Annotated in this window: 20 protein-coding genes; 10 read left to right on the plus strand and 10 right to left on the minus strand. The window is 41.4% G+C overall.

Translation table 11 applies throughout. The features are described from left to right. Positions 1-18 precede the first annotated feature (18 nt). The 4 genes from zipA (at position 19) to KO534_RS09415 (ending at position 4,886) form a co-directional block, all read left to right on the plus strand. Positions 19-1,458, plus strand: coding sequence for a cell division protein ZipA (gene zipA / locus KO534_RS09400; RefSeq protein WP_215929398.1), 1,440 nt, complete (start codon positions 19-21; stop codon positions 1,456-1,458). A gap of 92 nt (positions 1,459-1,550) precedes the next feature. Then, a complete protein-coding gene (gene ligA / locus KO534_RS09405) occupies positions 1,551-3,590 on the plus strand; it encodes an NAD-dependent DNA ligase LigA (RefSeq protein WP_215929399.1) in 2,040 nt (679 codons plus the stop codon). After that, a complete protein-coding gene (locus KO534_RS09410; protein WP_215929400.1) occupies positions 3,591-3,923 on the plus strand; it encodes a DUF3392 domain-containing protein in 333 nt (110 codons plus the stop codon). It abuts the gene before it with no gap. Positions 3,924-4,163: 240 nt separating this feature from the next. Continuing rightward, positions 4,164-4,886: a helix-turn-helix domain-containing protein gene (locus KO534_RS09415; protein ID WP_215929401.1), complete on the plus strand. Its 723-nt coding sequence runs from the start codon at positions 4,164-4,166 to the stop codon at positions 4,884-4,886. Here KO534_RS09415 and KO534_RS09420 read toward each other — a convergent pair. Both KO534_RS09420 and KO534_RS09425 read right to left on the minus strand, forming a co-directional pair. Then, the gene (locus KO534_RS09420) at positions 4,879-5,628 is read right to left on the minus strand and encodes an RES family NAD+ phosphorylase (RefSeq protein WP_215929402.1); all 750 of its coding nucleotides are present in this window, start codon (positions 5,626-5,628) and stop codon (positions 4,879-4,881) included. The two genes, KO534_RS09415 and KO534_RS09420, sit on opposite strands and share 8 nt — an antisense overlap. Further along, positions 5,625-5,990 (minus strand): MbcA/ParS/Xre antitoxin family protein, encoded by a 366-nt coding sequence (locus KO534_RS09425; protein WP_215929403.1) that lies wholly within the window; start codon positions 5,988-5,990, stop codon positions 5,625-5,627. Before KO534_RS09425 ends, KO534_RS09420 begins: the two co-directional genes overlap by 4 nt. Positions 5,991-6,291: 301 nt before the next feature. Between KO534_RS09425 and KO534_RS09430 the strand changes: the two genes are divergently transcribed. From KO534_RS09430 to KO534_RS09445, 4 genes are all read left to right on the plus strand, one after another. Next, positions 6,292-6,720, plus strand: a complete 429-nt coding sequence (locus KO534_RS09430; RefSeq protein WP_215929404.1) for a GntR family transcriptional regulator — start codon at positions 6,292-6,294, stop codon at positions 6,718-6,720. Beyond that, positions 6,713-7,615 carry an ABC transporter ATP-binding protein gene (locus KO534_RS09435; protein WP_215929405.1) on the plus strand — a complete coding sequence of 301 codons (903 nt, stop codon included), beginning with the start codon at positions 6,713-6,715 and terminating at the stop codon, positions 7,613-7,615. The genes KO534_RS09430 and KO534_RS09435 overlap by 8 nt, the downstream gene beginning before the upstream one ends. A 36-nt stretch (positions 7,616-7,651) precedes the next feature. After that, positions 7,652-9,520: a hypothetical protein gene (locus KO534_RS09440; protein ID WP_215929406.1), complete on the plus strand. Its 1,869-nt coding sequence runs from the start codon at positions 7,652-7,654 to the stop codon at positions 9,518-9,520. A 77-nt stretch (positions 9,521-9,597) separates the two neighbouring features. Next, the gene (locus KO534_RS09445) at positions 9,598-11,661 is read left to right on the plus strand and encodes a S9 family peptidase (protein ID WP_215929407.1); all 2,064 of its coding nucleotides are present in this window, start codon (positions 9,598-9,600) and stop codon (positions 11,659-11,661) included. A gap of 8 nt (positions 11,662-11,669) precedes the next feature. Here KO534_RS09445 and glpT read toward each other — a convergent pair whose 3' ends face one another. Next, positions 11,670-13,019: a glycerol-3-phosphate transporter gene (gene glpT, locus KO534_RS09450; protein WP_215929408.1), complete on the minus strand. Its 1,350-nt coding sequence runs from the start codon at positions 13,017-13,019 to the stop codon at positions 11,670-11,672. A 301-nt stretch (positions 13,020-13,320) separates the two neighbouring features. Between glpT and KO534_RS09455 the strand changes: the two genes are divergently transcribed. Beyond that, on the plus strand, positions 13,321-14,151 hold the full coding sequence (locus KO534_RS09455; protein WP_215929409.1) for a methionyl-tRNA formyltransferase: 831 nt from the start codon (positions 13,321-13,323) through the stop codon (positions 14,149-14,151). Here KO534_RS09455 and KO534_RS09460 read toward each other — a convergent pair. The 7 genes from KO534_RS09460 to xdhA are packed head-to-tail and all read right to left on the minus strand — an operon-like array spanning position 14,137 to position 22,228. Beyond that, positions 14,137-15,351, minus strand: a complete 1,215-nt coding sequence (locus KO534_RS09460) for a urate hydroxylase PuuD (RefSeq protein WP_215929410.1) — start codon at positions 15,349-15,351, stop codon at positions 14,137-14,139. The genes KO534_RS09455 and KO534_RS09460 overlap by 15 nt on opposite strands. After that, on the minus strand, positions 15,351-16,670 hold the full coding sequence (gene guaD / locus KO534_RS09465; RefSeq protein WP_215929411.1) for a guanine deaminase: 1,320 nt from the start codon (positions 16,668-16,670) through the stop codon (positions 15,351-15,353). Before guaD ends, KO534_RS09460 begins: the two co-directional genes overlap by 1 nt. A 13-nt stretch (positions 16,671-16,683) precedes the next feature. Continuing rightward, entirely contained in the window at positions 16,684-17,010 is a 327-nt protein-coding gene (gene uraH, locus KO534_RS09470) for a hydroxyisourate hydrolase (RefSeq protein ID WP_215929412.1), read from the minus strand. Further along, positions 17,007-17,546, minus strand: coding sequence for a 2-oxo-4-hydroxy-4-carboxy-5-ureidoimidazoline decarboxylase (gene uraD / locus KO534_RS09475; RefSeq protein ID WP_215929413.1), 540 nt, complete (start codon positions 17,544-17,546; stop codon positions 17,007-17,009). Before uraD ends, uraH begins: the two co-directional genes overlap by 4 nt. Further along, positions 17,543-18,418, minus strand: coding sequence for a xanthine dehydrogenase accessory protein XdhC (gene xdhC / locus KO534_RS09480; RefSeq protein ID WP_215929414.1), 876 nt, complete (start codon positions 18,416-18,418; stop codon positions 17,543-17,545). Before xdhC ends, uraD begins: the two co-directional genes overlap by 4 nt. Next, a complete protein-coding gene (gene xdhB, locus KO534_RS09485; protein ID WP_215929415.1) occupies positions 18,415-20,757 on the minus strand; it encodes a xanthine dehydrogenase molybdopterin binding subunit in 2,343 nt (780 codons plus the stop codon). The genes xdhC and xdhB overlap by 4 nt, the downstream gene beginning before the upstream one ends. Then, complete coding sequence (xdhA, locus tag KO534_RS09490; RefSeq protein WP_215929416.1) at positions 20,750-22,228, minus strand: xanthine dehydrogenase small subunit; 1,479 nt, start codon at positions 22,226-22,228, stop codon at positions 20,750-20,752. The genes xdhB and xdhA overlap by 8 nt, the downstream gene beginning before the upstream one ends. A 312-nt stretch (positions 22,229-22,540) precedes the next feature. Here xdhA and KO534_RS09495 point away from each other — a divergent pair, with 312 nt between their 5' ends. Beyond that, the gene (locus KO534_RS09495; protein ID WP_215929417.1) at positions 22,541-23,185 is read left to right on the plus strand and encodes a TetR/AcrR family transcriptional regulator; all 645 of its coding nucleotides are present in this window, start codon (positions 22,541-22,543) and stop codon (positions 23,183-23,185) included. Position 23,186 lies beyond the last annotated feature (1 nt).

Genomic DNA, 23,186 nt, shown 5'->3' on the forward strand with positions numbered 1-23,186 from the left:
GAAGTACGAGTAAGTTAAATGGAAGCAGATGTTTTACGTTGGTCGTTGTTAATAATTGGTAGTTTGGTAATAGTGGGTCTTGCCGTACACGGTATTTGGCTCTCTAGGAAAAATGGCGAACAAAAAAGTAACGCCAACAAACGCAAAAATGACCAAGAATATCAGCCTTCAGGGTGGCAGTCGGATACTGACATGTTTGATGAAGTCAAAGATGAAAGCAGTGATTTTCAAGAAGACCCCGTAGATGATGAAAATTTAAAGTTTGATTTAGATAACGATGTACCTATTGTTGCCGATTCTGAGGTGAAAATGGGGGAGTTCGATGATCTAGGGTTAGGTGCTGTGCGAGTTGTGTCGAGAGAACAAAAGGTTGCAACTGAACCCAAGGATTCGCCAGTTGAAGCGTCTCATACAGAACCAGAGCTTGAACCTGAAACAGAAAAAAAACCTGAACCTGATACACAAATTAAGTTAGAGCCAGAACCAGCACCAACAACAAGCAAGATTTATGCGTCGGTGGTTACCCAACCTAAACCTGAATATGCCGAAAAATATACGTCTTTGGCGGCGGAAACCGTTGCTATTTCACAACAAGAGCGTGCATCTTCAAATAATAACGATTCAGTAAAAGTACGTACTCAGCAATTTTCAACTAGCAATACTGGCAGCAACTCTCAGGATAATTACCAAGCGCCAGAACCCCCTCCTTTTTTATTAAAAAAAGATAGGCCTGAGATAGACGATGCAGCCAGTGCCAATAAAACCACAGAATCACCAGTTAAAGCGAATCCTGTCGTTGAAGTAAAACCTGAAGCTCCACTACCCAAAACGGATGCCTCTTTGGCGGAAAAATTGAGCTTATCAGAGCAAGCCCGTAACTTAGTTAAGCGTAAAAAAAGCGAAACCGTTAAAAAGCGCCGCGAGCCTAAGATGGCCGAAGACCAAATGCGTATTGATTTCGATGATGAGCCCGTGGCCGCGCCAGAACCACAAAAGCAAGCCAAAGCTAAACCTGTTGAGCCACAGCAACCTCAAGAGGTGTTAGTGCTCAATGTGAAATCGGCAGATGATAACCCCATATTAGGCTCAGCTTTGTTACCCATGTTGCTTACATTAGGTTTTAAGTTTGGCGACCAAGATATCTTTCACCGACATGTCAATTCTAATGGAAAAGGACCGGTATTGTTTAGCTTGGCTAATATGTTTAAACCAGGAAATTTTGATATTGATAATCTTGAAAACTTTACGACTCAAGGCATTTCGTTATTTATGATTTTGCCGATTGAAGGCGACCCGCATCAAGTGTTTAATATGATGCACAATGCTGCTCGCAAAATTGCAGAAGAATTTTCGGCGCAAATTTATGATGCTAAACGCACCTTATTAAGTAAGCAAAGCTTGCAGCAGTACGTTGAAAAAATTCGTGAATTTGAACGTCAGCGTTTATTAAGAGGCTAACTGACAGCCTAAAGGTCATAACCCCAAAATATATTGCCCTAGAGTAAACGTTTAGGGCAAAGATCCACTCTCTTTTTTATTGGAATGCTTTTATGGCAGCCTCGCAAGACATTATTGAACAACTCGCTTTAATTAAAACCGCAATTGTAGAATATAATTATCAATATTATGTATTAGACAACCCTAGCGTACCTGATGCTGAATACGACCGACAGATGCAAGCTTTACTGGCTATTGAACGGGATTTTCCAGAATTATTGACTGATGATTCACCTAGTCAAAAAGTAGGTGATGTGCCTTTGCCGGAGTTTAAACAGGTCGAACACGAAGTGCCGATGTTGTCCTTGGACAATGCCTTTGATAGAGAGTCATTCTTGGCTTTCGAAAAACGTATGCAAGATAGGATCAAAAATACCGATGAAATTGATTATAGCTGTGAACCTAAACTGGATGGGTTGGCGGTTAGTTTATTGTATGAAAACGGTAAGTTAGTACGTGGTGCGACCCGAGGTGATGGCAGAGTCGGTGAAAACATTACCGCTAACGTTCGGACCATTAAAAACATTCCTTTGGTGCTTAGAGGTAAAGACTATCCACAACGCTTGGAAGTACGTGGTGAAGTGATAATGACCCGAGACGGTTTTATCAAGCTTAATAATACTCAACTAGAACAAGATAAAAAGGTGTTTGCGAATCCGAGAAATGCTGCCGCTGGCAGTTTACGGCAATTGGATTCACGAATTACCGCTAAGCGCCCGTTATTGTTTTTTACTTATTCTCTGGGATTAGTTGAAAATGAACAGTTTCCATTGGCCGATACGCATTCTGGGCGTTTAAAGCAGTTAAGTGACTGGGGATTACCACTGAGCAAGGAGTCGCAGGTGGCTAAAGGGGCGGAAGCTTGCTTGGATTATTATCAGCATATTGGGGATATTCGCGATTCGCTCAATTACGACATTGACGGCGTGGTATTCAAAGCAGATAACATTGAATTACAACAACAACTTGGCTTTGTGGCCCGCGCTCCTCGTTGGGCAATTGCTCATAAATTCCCTGCACAAGAAGAAATGACTAAAGTGCAGGATGTAGAGTTTCAAGTAGGCAGAACCGGGGCGATTACTCCTGTAGCTAGGCTAGAGCCGGTATTTGTAGGTGGCGTGACTGTATCTAATGCAACATTGCATAATCAAGATGAAATTCAGCGCCTTGGACTTAAAATTGGTGACACGGTAATTATTAGACGAGCAGGGGATGTGATTCCCCAAGTCGTATCGGTAATAACTGAAAAACGCCCTGATGATGCTAGGGCGATAGCGTTCCCAGAACACTGTCCTATATGTGGCTCGGCTATCGAAAAACTTGAAGACGAAGCGGTAGCGAGATGCACTGGAGGCTTGTATTGTGGCGCGCAACTCAAAGAATCAATGAAACACTTTGCTTCACGAAAGGCCTTTGATATTGATGGTTTAGGCGACAAAATTATCGAACAATTAGTCGACCAAAAATTAGTTAAGACACCAGCAGACTTTTTTGAACTTGAATTGGTACAAATCGCTAATCTAGAGCGTATGGGTGAAAAGTCCGCCGCCAATTTGATTCAATCCCTTGAAAATAGTAAGCACACCACACTGGCGAAGTTTATATACTCCCTAGGTATTCGTGAAGTAGGTGAAGCCACAGCGGCTAATCTTGCGGCTCATTACTGTGAGTTAGATGCCATTAAACAAGCAGATTTGGACAGTCTCCAAGAAGTCAGTGACGTGGGTGGGATTGTGGCTCAGCACTTAGTCAATTTTTTTGCAGAAGAGCACAACGTTCAAGTGATCGAGGAGTTGATCGCGGCAGGTATCACTTGGCCAAAAATTGAGAAAGTAGAAATTGAGTCTTTACCTCTAGCAGGGCAAACCTTTGTATTAACTGGCACCTTAGAACAAATGGATAGGAATACCGCTAAAGCAACACTACAAGGGTTAGGTGCCAAAGTAGCGGGCAGTGTATCTGCAAAAACCAGTTGTGTGGTGGCAGGTGAAAAAGCAGGCTCTAAGCTTGCCAAAGCAGAAACACTGGGTATTAAAGTCATGAACGAACAACAAATGTTGGATCTGTTTATCGAACTAGGAGCGTTAAGTTAAATGGAGTGGATACAATCAGTTTTGAAGCAACTGACTCAATGGATGCAACCCTATTACAGTGAAATTGCCTTAACTATCTTGGCCACCATTCTAGTGGTGTATGGTGACGTGATAAATAAACATATCAAACGTATGATCAGCCCTTACCATTTTGTAATTCGCACCACTGTATTTGTGCTTATCTGTGCATTTGGTTATGGCATGTTACTCATTTTTGCTACGCCTTTTGTAAAACAGTTTATATTATGGATACCCTATTTATACCGCGGAGTAGCCGTTGGTATGGTTTTCTTACTTCTAGGGTACTTGGCCGAGCATAGACGTTATATTTAGAGACAAAACTGAGTTTAGGGACAATTAAGTATGTTTGGCTTTTTATTTGTAACTGGCCCCCCTTAAGCAAAATTCACCCAACTAGCGTCTGTTAATTTGGCAATTGTGGTGGAGTTTATGTTCAATATTTAAATATTCATCGATAGTAGCTAATATTCATCTTTTTAGTCCAACAGGAATAACCAAGACTATGCCCACCTCATCAGTGTTTGATGAGTATTTAAAACAAAGGAGTCGGTTATGACCTTGGGTAAAAAATTAAAAATATTGCGAGCAGAACATAATTTGAGCCAACCTGAGTTGGCTGAAAAAATAGGTATAGAACAGTCCTATTTGTCTAAGTTAGAAAATGATAAATCTATTCCATCAAATGATATTTTCAATAATATTCTTCGAGCGTTCAGCATAACCTTAGAAGAATTTGTGAGTGGGTTTAGTCAAGGTGTTGAGTTAGAGCGCATAAAACAAATTCCTGATGTCGAACGTTATTTTTCAAACCAGCAAAAACAAAATCACAATAATCAACGTAGATTTTTAACTCTCTCTAGCTTATTAATAGTGCTTGCCACTACTTTATTTTATGTGGGATATAGCAAGCAGTTGTTTTCAGAATTACAGTTTCAATATCACTCTGAAGGAATTATTTTAGAAAACGAACCCGTAGACGTTTTCAAAATGTGGCGACATTTACTGCCGCCAGAACTAGAGCGTGATTATGAGTTTATTGCGATGAAAAGGTTGGAAATGGCAAAGAGAGTTGATGAAAAGGTAATTAATGTATTTGAATACGCTGGTCCTTTCATTCGAGTTGATTCTAAAGAAGGCTATCGTCAATATCGATTCACGGGCACAAAGGAGGTAAAGCGCGCCATTAACGCATGGCTTCAAGTGTTAGGAGTTTTCTTGTTTAGTGCTGGTATTATGGGGTTTGTGCTTGAAAGAAGGCTGTTTAAACTTAACTAAGTAAGGGCAAAGTCCCCTCAACCAAAAACTGCTCCCTAGTAAACATGACTGGAAAAGTCCTTGGTTGCGAAAATCTTAAAATGCCAGTTTGTGGGTCAAGCTGGCAGATGTATTCTACTTTGTCTTCGGGTTTTTCAGATTGAATAACTGTATGGTTATCAATGGCGACATTGATACCTTGCTCTTGGCTTCGCGCTGAAAAGTAGCGCAGCAGATCGGCACCACCTTTTCGAGAATGATTCCCAAGCTGTTGAGTCAACGAATAAGATTGGGGATCGGTTAAACGCTTTTGTACTTCTGTATCTGAAATTTTTGTCAGATCCACAGTGTTGTTACTTAATACCTTTACAAAAAATAAAGAATGCTGTGACTGGATCACTTTGGGAAAAGGAGTTTCAGTGCCGTCAATCAAGTAAAAGCGATAAAAGGCCGCTTCAGTTAAACAAGTGTGAATTGATTCGCTGGCATAAAAATAACTAGGCTCGGTTATTGCGCCAAAACGAGATCCGTATTTTAATGGAGGATAACGAAAAGGAGTGGAAATAAGATAATGTAAGTCTTGAGTATCATCGATATATTGGGGTTTAAAGTCATCTAGGATTTGCTCTAAAATGGCTTGCTCTTCGAGATCGTCCACCAACGAAGTGGTTGCCGCGTATTCTTGTGTTTCCACCATTCGACAGACTGAGTTATCGTACCGGGTTAAGCCGCCCGCGGCGGTGATTATATCCTTTGGACTCAAGCTTTACCTCTAAGGGCATCTAAGTAAGCGTTGATATTCACTAGCCCTGTCACTGTAAAACATAACTCTCTAGGGATCCCGCGAATGTGTGTATTTTTGTGTTCGAACCAATGCTTCATTGAAGTGACATCTCCGCCAAATAAAGCGAATAACGAGCGATAAAGCCTGATGAACAATATTTGTAATTCATTTTGTTTGGAGTCTTTTTCAAAAGCGGATTTGCGCAACAGAGTAGACCTAGCAACACCAATGAGTTTTGCCGCTTGGGTATCGGTTATGCCTAAAACTTTGTAGGCATTCATATACGCCTTCATTACAATTTGTTGTTGCTCTTTAGGCGCTTTCATTTTTATATCTTGCATCTACTTGCCCCGAATTCAATTGACACATCTAGAGTATAACATGTGTGTGTTATTTGGATCATATTTTTAAGTTTTGTTTCAAATGAAACTGCTGCTGAATTAGTGCTAGCTACACATGCTTGCCTAAGCTCTGAGTTTGAACGATTTAAACTATTAAAAATAAACATAAATAACAAAGGGTTAGATCTAAATGTGGATTTCCAACTAAATTTCACTTGACCCCTAAGTTAAGTGTATCTACTGTATTACTACAGATAGTACAGTTGCTGTGTGAATACCATAAATCAACTTAAAGGCACTTATGTCAGATGTTAAAGCGGTCAATATTAATATTGCTCCAGGCGACACTCGACCTATCTTCAAGCAAATTGTAGATGGCATCCGTATGCAGATCGCATGCGGTAACTTACCTGTGGGTGCAAAATTACCTAGTGTCAGAGGCTTGGCTATGCAATTGACAATTAACGCCAATACGGTGGCGAAAGCCTACACCGAACTGACTAACCAAGGTTTAGTAGAAGCGAGGCAGGGCCTAGGTTTATTTGTCAGTCAACCACGGCAACAGCTAAATATTGAAGAGCAACGAAAGCGCTTGGGTGACGCTGTGCAAGCGTTTGTAAATGATGTTGCCTATTTAGATTTTAGTGCCGAGCAAATTACAGAAAAAGTATCGGTGGCACTCAATCAGTTGGCCACAAATAAAGAAAATGAGACAAGAAATCATGACTAAACATTGTATTGAAACTTTTCAGTTAACCAAGACTTATGGAAATAAGACCGCGGTTAACCAATTAGATTTAGCCATTAAAACGGGTGGCATACATGCCTTTGTGGGCAGTAATGGTGCCGGTAAATCAACTTTGTTTCGATTATTACTCGGAGTGGCGAGTCCTACCTCGGGCTCGGCAGCGCTATTAGGCCAAGATTGCCGAAACTTGAACACCGAGATTAGAGGGAAAGTGGGTTACGTAAATGAAGAACACACTCTGCCTACTTGGATGTTAGTTGAGAAAGTGGTGGCGATGCAAAAACACTTTTATCAAAACTGGGATCAAAATATTTACGAAAGGGTGATTGGCTATTTTGATGTGGATCCTAAACAAAAAGTAGCCGGGTTATCTCGCGGCGAAAGGGCCGGCTTTAATCTCTCAATGGCATTGGCGCAAAGTCCAGAGATCTTAATTTTAGATGAACCTACCTTGGGGTTAGATGTGGTGGCTAAGCAGTCATTTTTAGAAGCCTTAATGTTCACAGAAATCGAAAAGGATTCCACTATCATTTATTGCTCTCATCAAATGGAAGAGGTTGAACGAGTCGCAGACAACTTAGTTATCTTGGAGAAAGGGCGCTTAGTGAATAACAGTGCGCCTGATGAGTTTGTGGAGCGAATAAGGAGTTGGGTGGTAGATTTTGACGCTAAGCCTCTCGACAAACGTGCCATAGATGGCTTACTCAGTGCCAAATTAATTGATGGTCAACATCATATTGTCACCCTAGACCAAACCGATGCTTCATTTAGGCAGAAGCTTGAGAAACTAGGCGCTAAGGAAGTGCAACCTATGGGTGTTACGTTAAATAGTGCGGTGAATGCGTTCTTATCCAAAAATCACAATGTGCCAGCCTAACGCAGCCATACAATATTGAATTATTAGGAAATTATCATGTTTGAATTAGCTAGAAGCGAATTTATTCGTTATCAAAAATGGGCGTTTGCAGTTGCTGTTTTGTTACTCGCGATCTTCGGTTTCGTGAGTAAAATTAAGCCTTTACTGGAAAACAGCGATGCGCAGTCTGCTTTAGTGAATCTTAGCTTCTTTGGCGCCAGTTTACTGTTTGGCGTGCTACAAATGGCTTTGTACAAGCGCACTAATCATTGGACGTATTTAATCCATCGCCCCATTAGCCCTGCCAAAATCTATTTTGCTCTTTGTGGTGCTGGCGTGTTATTGCTCTTTATTGCGTTCGGCTTACCTTGGTTGATCGCTATGCTAGGGTTAGATATTTTTACCGAAACGTTAGTAGAAACTCGTCATTATCTACATGTGGCATTTTTACTGTTTAACGCTATTTTGGTGTTTCTAATTGGTAATTTAATAGTACTCAATGCTAGTTACGCAATTGTAGGCTTGCTTATTTTATTGGTTATAATTTATGTGCCAATATCCCCTAGTATTCAGATGCAGTTCTTACCTGTGATATCGATGATTCTAGGCCTGTTGTATCTTAACATGAAGAGCTTTCAACCCGACCTAAGTCGTTATTTGAAACAACCCTTTAGTGTGGTTTTATTAAGCATTCCGTTGAGTTTTGCGCTGTGGTTTTTATTGCTGATGATCTCTACCACTAGTCTTTATCACTTGCCGAAATTTATAGCGGGTACTCATCCCGACAATAATCCAATCGAAAATACTTATCGATATATATGGCAATACGATGAGTCTGAGTTACCAGAGTATATTTTGCAGAATGCGAATACTCCACTTGCCAACAACATGATCCAGCAAGCGAAACTAGCCAAAGTTGACTACATCAGTACAGACTTTTGGCCTTTCCCTAGAAAAAATCAACTTTATGTTGAAGACTTACAATACGCCTTAACTCATAAGAAAACCCATTCTACGTGGCAATTTAGTCATAAAGACATGGTGTTAGTGGGGGTTAGCAAAAGCACTGGAAAAAGAGTCGGCGTTTTGGGTCAACAAGGGTTTGTGAGTAGTCTAGAAAAGGTAACTGAGCAAGACCGTTTCAGCGCAGTGCCGTTTTTGTTGGGTGAGAGCCACTTTATGACGCGCACTAACATTTATCAGGTCAACTTTAACGAAAAATCTCTGAGCAACAAATTTAGCTTAACCCAAGGTGAGTTTTTTATTGGGATCCCCAAAATACATGATAACTATATTGCAGTGGCGACTAATCAACATATTTTGTTATTTGATCCATCCAGCTACCGCGATGAATACCAACAAATTCAGCCAGATTACCGTGTACCACATCCTGTGGCTTATAAAACGCTGAGTAATATTACCACTTACAAATTGGCTGACGGATATTTGTTTCACTATTTCGGTACTAAACACTTTGGTTTTGATCGACCTGGCGCCCAAATGTTTTATGTGAAATTGTCAGGGGAAACTTTGTATGTAGGTGGACGAGAATTTACTTCATTCTCTCATCCAGCGTGGATACGACACGGCTTGTTTGTGTTTTCGCCAGTACTTTGGGGAACGCAAAACCTAATGTTTGATTATTTAGATCCTGAGAATGGTTGGGCTCTATCTTATGCAGAAATACGAGAGGTTAATTTTCCACAACAGGCAATCACTGCGGCCATTATTTTACATCTAGTAAGTCTGATTGGTGCCATCATAATGTGCCGCCGTCACCGAATGGCTTCTGCACAGGTAGCGACTTGGATTTCACTCTGTTTATTTCTAAGTTTACCTGGGTTATTAACTTGTATTTTGCTGAACCCTTTGCGAGATGAGAGAAAGCCAAAAACACTCAATGCTGAGTCTTTACCTGTCACTTAATGTCACTTTAAGTTCGCTACTCGATGGTTGGGTAGCGAATTTTGTATTCATTTATCACTTTTAAAGAAGTCCTAATTATGCTTTTTCCTTGTCCTCGTCAATCATGGGCTATACGCCTGACTGTTTCCTTGAGCTTATTTTTGCCTTTAAATAGCTTTGCTGACTCAATAACTGGAGCGATACAATATAGCGAATCACAGCCTGTAGCGCCTTTAATACCGCGAAGTCAGTTTGCGGGTTCAGCGTCTATCAAAAATGAAACCCTGTCACCCAATGGCCAGTTTTTGTCCTATATACGAAAAAAGTCCAGTTATAGTGAACTCTGGATTGTGGATCTTGCTAAGGGTCAACATCGATTGCTGCTAGCCGCCAAGACAATGGAGCAGGCATTCTGGTCAACCGACAGTTCGTTTGTTTTTGTACAAAACAACGACGGCATATCGGGTATAGACGTTACTCCTAATGCCTTTGCTCACTTGATAACAGAGATTGACGAGTCCAAAGATCAATATTTTTACGGTGTGGACAGTAGTCACAACCAAGCGATTATCATTTCTGAGAAAAATCTAAAAACTCAACAACATCAACTTCTGCGGGTCACAGTCGATGGTGCCAAAGAAGTACTGTATGCCGATAAAAAGCGAGTGTTAGATTATTTGTTGGATGACTCAGGTCAGCTTATATTTATTAAGCAAATAGGTGAAAAAGGTGCGGACCTTTACGACTTCAGATCTAAAAGTGCAAAGTTACTGAAGCATTGCGATTGGTACGACAATTGTTCTCTGCAAAGTTTTGACGGCTTAAAAAATACACTATTAGTCAAAGCTAGATTTACCCAAGATTTAACTTCGCTGTTTGCCATCAATACTATTACTCAAAAAACTCAATTGGTTCATCAAGATCCTAAGCAGCGATTTGATTTAACTAAGGTTTATTACGACAAGGATGATGAAGCGCGGTTAGCCTTATATCAAGACGAGTTCATTTCCCAGTATGGATTAGATTCTGTTGCTGAAAAGCAGCTGCGCAAATTTCAGCAACAGTTAGATCCTTTTACTGAGGCACACACGGTGTGGGTATTTAAACCTAGCGCCAATTTTAAAGTGTGGCTGGCGCTAGATATTAGCTCTAATAAATCCCAGCGCAGACTCTTTGTTTTTAACCACTCTAAAAACAGCCTTAGTCAGCCTTTATCGCCTATTTATGCCGAGATGAAGGATGAAAAAAACTATATTCAGTCGCAGCACTTGGCCTCAAAAGTAGCAGTGAATTACACAACCAGTGACGGCATGCAACAATTTGGTTACTTGACCTTACCTTTGGGGCGAAAGATCAGCGAAGTGCCTTTAGTGGTTAAACCCCATGGTGGACCTTGGTCTCGGGTAACTGGAAATTACGATCCTTTAACACAACTAATAGCGAACCGAGGATATGCGGTTTTTGAACCTAATTTTCGGGCTTCCACTGGAATGGGACGACACTATGTAATCTCTGCCAAACAAGATTTCGGGAAGGGAAGAGTGCAACAAGATATTCTTGATGGTTTACATTACCTATTATCCCAAGGAGTAGGCGATAAAACCCAGTTAGCAATACACGGGCATTCGTTTGGAGGATTTTCTACGCTAACAGCCCTAACATTTACTCCTGATCTATTTAAAGTTGGGATTGCTGGGGCGCCACCGTCAGATATGGCGCAGTCGGTGAAACTAATAAGCCAACAACCGCAGAATGACAGTGATTTGATTGGAAAATACAGCATTCAGCAGTTGTCCCTTAATCCTGACGATAAAAATGCCATGTTGCGCTTCTATCACAAGTCGCCAGATGCTCATTGGCAAAATATTAAACAACCTTTGTATATCATTGCAGGAGGTCGCGATCCAAAAGTGGCAGTGGCTAGAGTCAAAGATTTTAGTATTCGATTACAACAAGCGCAGAAACCAATTAGTTTATTGGTGGATAACCTTGAAGGACATAGCCCTGAACGAGATATTGCTCGCGAGGGCTATATGTATGTATTAGAAAAAGCCTTAGCCACACACCTTAATGGTGTGTACGAAGAGCGCCTAAGCCCTAAACTAATTACCTATTTGCAGCGTAATCTGATTATTGACATTAATGCTATTAAGCCAAAGTAATCAAATGCCTAAACCGGTGCTTGATTACTTTCATGGGCAACTTCATGCTTTAAGGTCATGGCTATAAGGATAATTGAACAAATACAACCACCGACTAATAGTACAAAACCGCCGTCCCAACCAAAGTGATCTACGGTATAGCCAAGGGCAATATTAGCCACTACAGCGCCTCCTAGGTAGCCAAACAATCCAGTTAAGCCGGCCGCGGTGCCAGCGGCCTTTTTAGGCACCAACTCTAGGGCAAACAAACCGATTAACATCACCGGGCCGTAAATTAAAAAGCCAATTGCCATTAGGGCTGCGATATCCACTGTAGGATTACCTGCTGGATTAAACCAATAGATTAATACTGCAACTAGCACCAGTACCATATATAAGATGGCGGCAGGTGCACGACGACCTTTAAACCAAGCATCACTGATATATCCGCACAATAACGTGCCAGGGATCCCAGCCCATTCGTATAAAAAATATGCCCAAGAGCTTTTGTTGAATGAAAAATCTTTGACTTCATACAGGTAGGTCGGAGCCCAATCTAACACACCATAACGAATCAAATACACGAAGGCATTCGCGACGGCAATAAACCAAAGTAGTTTGTTGTTTAGTACATAAGTGAGAAATATTTCTTTGGCGCTAAATTCTTGCTCATGTGATTTATCATAATCTTTAGGGTAATCGTTACGGTGCGCTTCAATTGGAGGTAAACCACAAGACTGGGGGGTATCACGCAAGGTAAAAAATATAAAAACCGCTATTACGGAAGCTGCGAAAGCGGGTACGTAAAAAATGCTATGCCACTCGTTGAACCAAGCCATGCCTAAAATAGCCAGAGGTCCAATTAGGCCTCCACCAATATTATGGGCAATGTTCCATACCGAGACTATTTTGCCTCTTTCATTACCTGAAAACCAATGCACCATAGTGCGGCCGCAAGCTGGCCATCCCATGCCTTGGGCCCAACCATTTAAAAATAACAATATAAATATTGCCCCGATACTTTGGGTAGCCCAAGACGTAAAGCCAAATATAAACATCACACCGGCAGAGATCAGTAATCCACACATTAGGAAATACCGCGGGTTACTGCGATCGGATACACTACCCATTATAAATTTACTGAGCCCGTAAGCGATTGAAACTGCTGAAAGTGCAATACCTAGCTCACCTTTACTGAAACCTTGCTCTTCAATTAAGAATGGCATGGCCAAGGAGAAGTTTTTACGTACTAAGTAGTAGCCGGCATAACCTACAAAGATCCCAATAAAAACCTGCCAACGAAGGCGTTTATAGTCGTTATCTACTTGTTCTTGGGGCTTTGATGAGAGGTGCGGAGCAGGCTTAAAAATACCAAACATATCAATCTAATCTAAATGGGTTTTAACAATTAAAACAGATTATTATCAGCATATGTATCAATAATTTAACTTTAATTGATTAGCTGAATAACACTCGGCTAACTAGCAATTTGTTTACTAGTTTGACACTTAGGTGTTTTCTTATATCGGGTATGAGTACAATAAAGCGAACAGTTGAATGCATATGGTGTTGCATGGTTGCCGATTTTTGCCAAGGTTTGCATTTTTGAGATCGCGTGGTCTGAGATTGCATAATTAACTGCACTGAATTTATTGAAACCAATTGAATTGAATGGGTAATATGAAAATCGCATATTTTGGATATGATCCGCTAAGTTGTTGCCTAGAAGTATTTTTGAAAAAAGGTTACCAATTTGCAGCTATTTATTGTGGTGAAAGTGGACCGTTTACAGAAAAAATCATTGCATTTGCTACTAAACACCAAATTAAACTTTGTTTTGATAAACCCACTCCAAAACAAATGCGCGACTTAATAACACAAGGTGTAGAGCTATTCTTCAGCGCTGAATATCCATGGAAGATCCCGATCCCATCTGAGTTAAAATACGCCATTAATGTCCATCCTACCTTATTGCCAGAAGGGCGCGGCATGACACCTTTACCCCATCTGATTCTAAATCAGTCAAAACACGCTGGGATCACCTTACATAAGCTTACACAGAGTTTTGATTCTGGTGACATTTTGATTCAGCAAGGCATAGCAATCGATCCTGAAGAAAGTTTTGATACGCTAAGCGCAAAGATATTTCAACAAACGCCAAAGTTATTAGCGACGTTATTGGAAGATTTACAAGGTTTTTATCTAAGTAGCCAAAAACAAGGAGAGGGGAGTTATTGGCCTGCTATTACTCAAGCGCAGCAAACCCTTGATTGGCAGCAACACACGGCTCAACTTTTATTAAGATTGCGAGCCTTTGGTAGTTTAGGTACATATGCCAATATAGATGGAAAAGCCTGTGTCATCACTTCTGCACAGGCCAAACAATACCAGCACAATTATCGTGCTGGTGAGGTTCTAGAAGAAAACCAAGATTACCTTACTATCGCTACAATAGACGGCGAACTGTGTATCCCCAAAACGGGGAAGGCCGGCCTCTTATTTTGCGTTTAAATCCTCAAACCAAGTAGCGATAACTTGACGTTCTTGCTCTGTCATTTTGGTTTTGTTCATCATTGGCATATCTCTAGTGACAGCGGCGCGCCTATGGATCACCGCCGCTCTTTGCTCGATTTGCTGCCATGTATCAAACATTAACCCAAGGGGGGCGATGACAAATATATCATCGGTCGGTTTGGCAGAGTGACAGTTGGCACAATGAGTTTGCATAACATCAAATACTGCTTGTTGCTGGATATCTAGGGGGGCAGCAATGGTTGCTTCAGTAGTCGTTTTTGAAGTTTCCTCTACTGAAACTTTAGGAGAAGACACCCAACCAGCAATGATAATCATGCCGATTGCACCCGTTATTAAAATTGAAGGGCGAGAAATACCAATATGTTTTAAATTAAAATAATGACGTATCCAAGCTGAAACTAGGCCAATTGCCATCAACACTAACCATGCATTTTGATGTTGATAGGTCATAGGGTAATGGTTACTGATCATTATAAATAACAAGGGTAGGGTCAGGTAGTTATTGTGAACTGAACGTAATTTAGCTCCCAGCCCCCAACTCGGATCAATCTCTGTTTTATTGGTTACCGCATCGACCATGAGTCTTTGGGCAGGCATTATTTTAAAGAACACGTTACCTGCCATAATAGTGCCGATTAAGGCGCCCACATGAATAAACGCTCCGCGTCCACTAAACCAATGGGTCGCTAAATAACTCGCTGCTGCAATCAGAATTAAAAACATCACAGCAAATACTCGTGGATATCTTGCCAAGGGACTGCGACAGGCGGCTTCATAAATAAATAGTCCGCCAAAAATAAGCCCTAAACCTCGCGCTATTGCCTCTCCTGGAGTCAATTCCATTACCGAGTTATCAATTAAATAAATCGCTGCACCATGGTAATACACTAATCCGAGGAGCAAAAAACCGCTAATCCAAGTGGTGTAGGCTTCCCACTTAAACCAGTGTAATTTCTCGGGTATAACTTCAGGTCCGTATTCATACTTGGCTACTTCGTAAAAGCCACCACCATGTACCGCCCACAAGTCGCCCTTAATACCTTTTTGTTTTTTCCAATCTGGCGGAGTGCGAAGGTTATTGTCTAACCAAATGAAATAGAAAGATGCGCCAATCCATGCCACACCGGCAATAACATGAAACCAGCGAAGAAATAGTGAAAGCCAATCAAGCAACATTACTGTGCTCCTTTTGTTGTGAATGTATCAGACTGATAAACCGCAGTACCGGCTACGTAAGTAGCGATAATAGCGCGATCATCGGCCATCATGCTCAAAGCAAAGAGCATATCTTGTGGTGTACGATGGTGTTCAAAACGTAGTGCGCTGAGTTCATCAAACTCTGGATCAAGTATGACAAAGTCCGCAGCAGTGCCTGGATTTAAATTACCAATTGAATTCTCTAAGCCTAGGCCCAAAGCGGCACCTTGTGTCATAAGATACAGGCCATGCATAGGATCCATTTGATTACCTTTTAACTGACAAATTTTATAGGCTTCACCCATAGTTTTTAACATGCTAAAACTTGTCCCGCCGCCTACATCTGTTGCCAACATAACTGGCACTTCTTGCTGTTCGGCTTTAGCTAAATCAAATAGACCGCTGCCTAAAAATAGATTTGATGTCGGGCAAAAAGCGATGCTTGCTTGGGTTTCTTGTAGGCGTTGCCATTCGCTTTGCTCTAGATGAATACCATGTCCAAATACCGCTCCTTTTCTGACTAGCCCGTAGTGATCATAGACATCGAGGTAGTTTTTCCGCTCAGGAAATAGCTCTTTTACCCAGGCGATTTCATTATGATTTTCAGACAAATGCGTTTGAATAAAGACGTCAGGATATTGTTGTGCAAGTTCGCCTAAAGCGTGCAATTGCTCGTGGCTACTAGTAGGCGCAAACCTTGGGGTTATTGCATATTTCAGTCGCCCCTTGTTATGCCATTTTTGTATTAGCTCAGCACTGTCTTGTTGGGCACTTTGTGGTGTGTCTTGCAGCCAATCCGGGCTGTTTCTGTCCATACACACTTTGCCAGCAATCAATAACATATTGTGACTGGCTGCTTCTTGGAAAAGCGCATCGGCGGCTTGTTTGTGCACTGACGAATAAACCATGCCTGTTGTGGTGCCGTGGCGGTGTAACTGTCTGACAAATATTTTTGCAATATGGCTAGCATATTGTGGATCGGCAAATTTGCGTTCTACTGGAAAAGTATAGTCAGTTAGCCAATCGAGTAACTGTTCACCAAAACTGGCAATCATTTCTGTTTGTGGAAAATGTAAATGGCTGTCTATAAAACCTGGTAACAGTAATTTTCCTGAGTAGTCATATAGTTTGGCCTCAGGATACTGATTTATATGGTTTTTATATTCACCTATAAATTCAATTTTGTCGTTACGCGTAACTAGTAGGCCATCTTCAATGAACTGATATTGCTGTTTGGGACAGTCACTTTTTTCAGGAAAGTGTAAAATCGAAGCGCGATAAGCTTGTGCTGTATTCAATCTATAATTCTCACTAACTGCCACGGTAACTGCTAAAACCAAAGGGTGAAATTAACAGGGGGACATGGTAATGGCCGCCATTTTCAATTAGCTCAAAGTGCACATCAACAAAAGGATAAAAAGCTTCTTTATGATAACTGAGAAGATATTCTTTAGTATAGAAACGTAAGCAATATTGACCTGCAACAAAATTAAAATCGCTCCAGTTATTACAGCGTCCGTCGTCATCTGTTTGTGCTTCAATTACTTGCCCATCATGGGTGGTTAACTGGAGTTTCATATTGGCTGCGGGTTTACCCAGCGTAGTGTCTAGTACATGACTAGAAAGACTAATGCTCATACTATTTGTGTTCCTTTTTCTATGCCCTTTTCGAGCCTTAACAAGGTGATTTTGATTTGTTCTGCTGCGGCCAATTCAATCTCTTGCTGCGTACTATTGTTTAGTCGCAACATTAAAGCATTTAACATAGTGTCGGCACTAAGGCCCGTGGCGCAAATAATGAAGATAAAACCATGTTTAGCTAAATATTGATGATTAGCTTGAGCTAAAGTTTGTAGTGTTTCTTCGCTCGCTTGTGTTGCTCCTTGTTGTTCGTTGCTGGCAACGTCTTTGGTGGCAGCATATTTAGCCCGCAAACTGTTTACATCGCCAATCATAGGGTGAGCTTCAAACGCAGTGAGTAAGTCTTTTTCACCACATTTAGACCATATCTTTTCTGCCACATCTTTAATTTGCTCAATATCGGTAAATGGTCGCGCTTTTTCCATTCCTTGATACCAACTAGGCGCTGCGCAGCAATGACTAAACCATAGTTGTGCGTCTGATTGAGTTAACTGATTGAGGCTTTCTACTGATATCACTGCTTGGGAGTTCATGATTCGGACTCTGGTTGACGCGTTAAGGATTGAATAAGTTGTTTATTTTCACGCCAAGCTTGTTGTTGCTGCTGTTGTGTTGTTAGGGTTTTATTGTCAAGCAGTTGAATCAGCTGCGCTGCCATAGAAACTGCAACTTCGACGGGGCGTTTACCAGGAATGCTTAATAGGCCAACAGGACTAACTAAACGCTGACTATCTTGGGGAGCAAATCCTTTGTGGGCTAACCGTGTTTTAAAACGTCTTGCTTTAGTATCTGAACCTATCATGCCAACAAAGTCGATATCGCTGCGCTTAATCGCCGCCTCGATAATGTCAAAATCTAGTTGATGGTTATGGGTCATCACCATTACCCAAGATTTGTTGGGTAAGTTCGCAATGGTGGTGGCGGGTTGTTCGCTAAGGCGTAAATTTACGTTATTGGGTTGTTCGGCTAAGTGTTCGAGTATTTCTTGTCGATTGTCAATCCAACTTATTTGCAAGGGCAACTGCGCTAAAATAGGCACTAATGCTTTGGATACGTGGCCAGCGCCGTATATCGCAATATGCTGCGTGTGATCTTGAAATACCTCAAACAAAACGTTGGTAGCGCCACCACAGCACTGTCCTAACTTGCTGGACAGTGGATAATGCTCAATTTTCTGTGTAGTGGTGCTTTGCAGTAACAATTCACGGGCTTGTTTGGTTACTTCAAACTCTAAGTGTCCGCCGCCTATTGTATCGAACGTTGTGTCATCACATACCAGCATTTTACTGCCACCGTTTCTTGGGGTTGAGCCTGCGGTGGCCAACAAAGTGACTAATACATAACTTTTACCTTGTTGTTGGCACTGATTTACCGCGTCGTACCAGGTTTTAATAGGTAAACTCATGATTGCTTCTCAAGCCAAGTTTGCGCTTGTTCGATGGCGTTATAGACTTTTTCAGGCGTAGCGGGGGGATGCAATACGGGATCAATCTGATAATCAGTGATACTGGAAATCGCGTCTTTTAAGGCGCACCAAACAGAATTAGCTAACATAAAAGGCGGTTCACCTACCGCTTTTGAGTGATAGATGCTGTCTTCGTCATTCGCTCTAGGATACAAATCCACATTAAATATTTCTGGCGTATCACCGATAGCCGGTATTTTATATGTGGCCGGATTATTACTCGTCAGTTTACCCGTATCGTCCCATAATAATTCTTCAGTGGTTAACCAACCCATACCTTGAATAAACCCACCTTCAATTTGGCCTATGTCTAAGGCTGGATTCAAACTTTTACCTACATCGTGCAATATATCGACCCTGTCAACTTTGTATTCGCCGGTTAAGGTATCAATGGATACTTCTGAACAGCTGGCGCCGTAGGCAAAATAGAAAAACGGTCTGCCTTTACCTGTATTGCGATCGTAGTGAATTTTTGGAGTTTTATAGAAACCTGTTGCAGAAAGGGATATCCGATTCATATAGGCTTGCTGGATTAACTCAGCAAAAGCAATTTTTGCGTCACCTAGCACAACATTCTGTTCGGTGAAAACAACTTGTTTAGGATCACCTTGTAGCTGCTCTGCATAAAACTCCGCGAGACGGTGTTTTATGGCCAAACAGGCATTTTGAGCCGCCTTACCATTTAAATCAGTACCGCTAGATGCTGCTGTAGGCGAGGTATTAGGCACTTTATCGGTTCGAGTCGCAGTGACTTCTACATGAGACAAAGGAACACCAAACTCATTGGCCACAATTTGCCCAATTTTAGTGTGTAGACCTTGGCCCATTTCGGTACCACCATGATTAATCTGCATGCTGCCATCGGTATAAATATGCAACAATGCACCAGCCTGATTAAGGTGTTTAGCGGTAAATGAAATTCCAAATTTCACAGGTGTTAAGGACAAGCCCTTTTTAATGACAGAGCTGTTTTTGTTGAATTCTGCAATTTGTGTCCGGCGCAGTTGGTAATCACACGAAACTTCTAATTTATCAATCAGATCTGCCAATAGATTGTGTTCTACTTGCATGCCGTATTGGGTGGTGTTTCTGTTGTCTTTTCCATACAAATTAAGTTTACGGACAGCTAAAGGATCTTTACCTAATTTACGAGCAATAGCGTCCATCATGGCTTCAGCTACTATCATGCCTTGGGGCCCACCAAAACCTCTATAGGCAGTGTGAGAGACTTGATTGGTTCTACATCTGTGTCCCTCAATATAAGAATCAGCCAGAAAATAACCATTGTCGGCATGGAACATCGCTCTGTCGACTATTGCGTCGGATAAATCAGGAGAGTGCCCACAGTTGCCGTTGATCTCTACATGAGTGGCTTGGATTAATCCTTGATTATCTGTTGCTACTTTAAAGCGGTTTTCGAAAGGATGGCGTTTTCCAGTCGCCATCATGTCTAACATCCGCGGAAGTCTAAGTTTGACAGCCACTTTATTGCGACTAGCAAATATTGCGGCTATGCACGCCCACTGGGCGGCTTGGGTTTCTTTTCCACCAAAACCACCGCCCATACGGCGCATGTCTACTACTACTTTGTGTAATTTAATATCTAACACTTCAGCAATGAGTTTTTGTACTTCGCTGGGATGTTGGCTAGAAGTGTAAACCAACATGCGGTCTTCTTCTTCAGGGATTGCCATAGACACTTGGCCCTCAAGATACATATGCTCTTGGCCACCAATCAACATTTCACCTTCAATCTGAATTGGACTTTGTTGATAACTCTTTTCAAAATCACCGCTATGCATAAAATGTGGCGGACGTACAAAATTGTCTTGTGTTTTGGCTTGGTCAACACTCAAACAAGCTTGAGTGTCAGCAATATCAACTTTGGCTTTTAACACTGCTTGGCGGGCCAAGGTTACGTTGCTTGCCAAAACCGCAAATATTGGTTGGCTATGGTATAAAACCTCAGTGTTAGCTAACAAAGGATCTCCCGGAAAAACAGGACCTATGTCTTTATGACCTGGAATATCATCGACAGTGATCACATCTATCACGCCAGGGCTGCTTTTGACCTGTGATAAATCGATAGCGGTGATGGTGCCACTGGTGACTGGGCTCACGCCTACAGCTACATGGTGTAGGTTTGCGGCTTCGGGCATGTCGTCAACATAACGGGCTTGACCACTGACTTGACGGGCAGCACTTTCGTGTTTGTGAGATTTACCCGCAGCGCCTTGGTTAGCGGAATCAAAACCTGGTTGTTCAATTAATTTACGCATGTGGCACCTCCTCAGTGACTGAGGGAATATGTACAATTCGCGTTTCAATCTTTTGGGTACTTTGGTTGGTCTCTAACCAAAAACGTTTCCACAAATTACATAACATCGCCACGCGATAGTTTTTGCTAGCTCGCACATCGTCTAATGGTGAAAAGGCCTGCTTAAGAATCTCGTTACCTATTTCAAAACTTTCTTTACTTGACCAAGTTTTGCCAAGTAGTGCGGTGTTTAGCGCCGATACTGTTGCAGGGATCGCCGCAACACCACCAAAACCACTGTTAATACTTTGTACTTTCCCATCAATAATTTGCGCATTAAACACTGCACATACCGCGGAAATGTCATCTTCATACCGTTTAGATACTTTGTAAGCGCGTACAAAATCGTTTGGTGAGGTGTAGGGAATAAAGATTGATTCTATCCATTGTGATGCTTTTAATGCGGTCTTGCGATAGTCCAAAAAGAACTCGTTTGCCGGGATGGTTCTTTTTTGTTGGCCATCGTCAATATGAATAATAGCGTTGAGTGCTAAGAGTGCTGGCGGCATATCTCCGATAGGAGAGGCATTGGCGACATTGCCACCTAAGCTTGCTTGGTTTCGAATAGGTGTGGCGGCAAAACGCCACAACAGTTCTGATAATTGCGGGAAATGTTTAAGCAAACTAGATTCAAGTTTACCTAAGGGCAAGGCTGCGCCAATTAATAAGCCATGCTCGCTCTCAGTCAATTCATTTAATTCTGGTATGGCACCTAATGCAATCAGCTTTTCGAAAGTTTTGAGCTGTTGAGTCACTTGTAATGCTAAGTCTGTACTGCCGGCAAATACATTTGCGTCGGGGTAGGTCGCTTTGGCTGACGCAAGTTCTTCTCTAGAGGTTGGCACCAACAAGTTCGACGTGCTGATATTCTGCTTGTTTATGTCTTTTAGTTGCTTGATGGTTTCGGGTTCAACTTTTTGAAACTTATCCGTTATTTTGTTTTCACAGACTTTTAACGTGGCGTCGATTATAGGTCGATATCCAGTGCATCGACATAAATTTCCTGACAGTGCTTGAATCACGCCTTCGCGATCAGGTTGTGTAGGACTTTGGTACAAAGCAAACATCGACATGATAAAGCCAGGTGTACAAAAACCACACTGGGAACCATGATGTTCAACTAGACTTTGTTGCACTGGATGTAATTTTTTCTGTTCGGATAAATGTTCAACGCTGATTAATTGTTTGCCATGCAATGCAGATAAAAAAGTCACACAACTGTTAATTGCTCGATATTCAAGGCTATCGTTTGTATTCTTGCCATGATTCACCACCTCAGCCAATACTACTGTACAAGCTCCACAATCTCCCGAAGCACAGCCTTCTTTGGTGCCCGTGAGTTTTTGTTGATCGCGCAAATATTCAAGTAAAGTTAAGTCAGCTTTAGTTTGATCTATGTGAGTGATTTCATTGTTAAGCAAAAAGCTGATCATGTAGCGCTCCAAAAACGGAATTGAGTAGGCATTTTATCCGACTAGTGGTGTCAATTACAATAAAAACTAGACTATTTGGTCAGGTTTATTGTGATTATGGAAAACAATTCTTGTATGATTGACTTAAACCAGAATTTGTCTTTGATTTATGGTTTAGTTTTTATTAGTGAAAGCAATTAAAATGCCGAACGTTATAACAATTGTAATTTTGTTTTGCTTTCATGATTCTAGCAATCCCTAAGATTGGGTGATATTTTTGTGTCTACAGATAGAGTTTGTAAATATTTTACTTAAAGGGAAATCAATTAATAAATGTCTGCCAGTATGAATTACAAAGAACTAAGCATTGGTGAGCTTAACCGCAACAAAATACTCAATGCCGCTGAAAAGGAGTTTGCATTGCACGGTTTTAAAGGCGCACGTGTTCAGGCAATAGCTGACAGAGCACAATTACCTAAAACCAATGTGCTTTATTATTTTAAATCTAAGGAATCGTTATACTTAGCGCTGTTGGAGGATATACTGCGATTGTGGAATAGTCGCTTTGATGAAGCTACTGTGGGAGATGATCCCGCTGAAGTATTGGCACATTACATCGCGGATAAAATGGAAATATCCCGTTGTCGCCCTGATGCATCCAAAATGTTTGCACTAGAAATTATCAATGGTGCACCGAATTTAAACGAATTTTTCAAAGATCAACATGCCTCTTGGATGGCTGGACGAGTAGATGTGATTAAACAATGGATTGATCAGGGCAAGTTAGCCGCAACCGATCCTCATTATTTGTTATTCAATATTTGGGCAACCTCACAACATTATGCTGATTTTTCTGTGCAAATTAATGAACTAAGAGGCAAACCCATGACTCAAAGCGACTTTGCCGAAGCAACAAATAATTTGATTAAGCTAATATTGACTGGTTGCGGACTAACGGTTCCATCTAAATTTGAATAAG

It is taken from the genome of Paraglaciecola arctica, from assembly GCF_018861065.1.
GTDB lineage: Bacteria > Pseudomonadota > Gammaproteobacteria > Enterobacterales > Alteromonadaceae > Paraglaciecola > Paraglaciecola arctica_B.

Bases quoted from the DNA above. Each gene is read 5' to 3' on its own strand.
- zipA (WP_215929398.1), top strand. From the start codon at position 19: ATGGAAGCAGATGTTTTACGTTGGTCGTTGTTAATAATTGGTAGTTTG.
- ligA (WP_215929399.1), top strand. From the start codon at position 1,551: ATGGCAGCCTCGCAAGACATTATTGAACAACTCGCTTTAATTAAAACC.
- KO534_RS09410 (WP_215929400.1), top strand. From the start codon at position 3,591: ATGGAGTGGATACAATCAGTTTTGAAGCAACTGACTCAATGGATGCAA.
- KO534_RS09415 (WP_215929401.1), top strand. From the start codon at position 4,164: ATGACCTTGGGTAAAAAATTAAAAATATTGCGAGCAGAACATAATTTG.
- KO534_RS09425 (WP_215929403.1), bottom strand. From the start codon at position 5,990: ATGCAAGATATAAAAATGAAAGCGCCTAAAGAGCAACAACAAATTGTA.
- KO534_RS09430 (WP_215929404.1), top strand. From the start codon at position 6,292: ATGTCAGATGTTAAAGCGGTCAATATTAATATTGCTCCAGGCGACACT.
- KO534_RS09435 (WP_215929405.1), top strand. From the start codon at position 6,713: ATGACTAAACATTGTATTGAAACTTTTCAGTTAACCAAGACTTATGGA.
- KO534_RS09440 (WP_215929406.1), top strand. From the start codon at position 7,652: ATGTTTGAATTAGCTAGAAGCGAATTTATTCGTTATCAAAAATGGGCG.
- KO534_RS09445 (WP_215929407.1), top strand. From the start codon at position 9,598: ATGCTTTTTCCTTGTCCTCGTCAATCATGGGCTATACGCCTGACTGTT.
- glpT (WP_215929408.1), bottom strand. From the start codon at position 13,019: ATGTTTGGTATTTTTAAGCCTGCTCCGCACCTCTCATCAAAGCCCCAA.
- KO534_RS09455 (WP_215929409.1), top strand. From the start codon at position 13,321: ATGAAAATCGCATATTTTGGATATGATCCGCTAAGTTGTTGCCTAGAA.
- KO534_RS09460 (WP_215929410.1), bottom strand. From the start codon at position 15,351: ATGTTGCTTGATTGGCTTTCACTATTTCTTCGCTGGTTTCATGTTATT.
- uraH (WP_215929412.1), bottom strand. From the start codon at position 17,010: ATGAGCATTAGTCTTTCTAGTCATGTACTAGACACTACGCTGGGTAAA.
- uraD (WP_215929413.1), bottom strand. From the start codon at position 17,546: ATGAACTCCCAAGCAGTGATATCAGTAGAAAGCCTCAATCAGTTAACT.
- xdhC (WP_215929414.1), bottom strand. From the start codon at position 18,418: ATGAGTTTACCTATTAAAACCTGGTACGACGCGGTAAATCAGTGCCAA.
- xdhB (WP_215929415.1), bottom strand. From the start codon at position 20,757: ATGCGTAAATTAATTGAACAACCAGGTTTTGATTCCGCTAACCAAGGC.
- xdhA (WP_215929416.1), bottom strand. From the start codon at position 22,228: ATGATCAGCTTTTTGCTTAACAATGAAATCACTCACATAGATCAAACT.
- KO534_RS09495 (WP_215929417.1), top strand. From the start codon at position 22,541: ATGTCTGCCAGTATGAATTACAAAGAACTAAGCATTGGTGAGCTTAAC.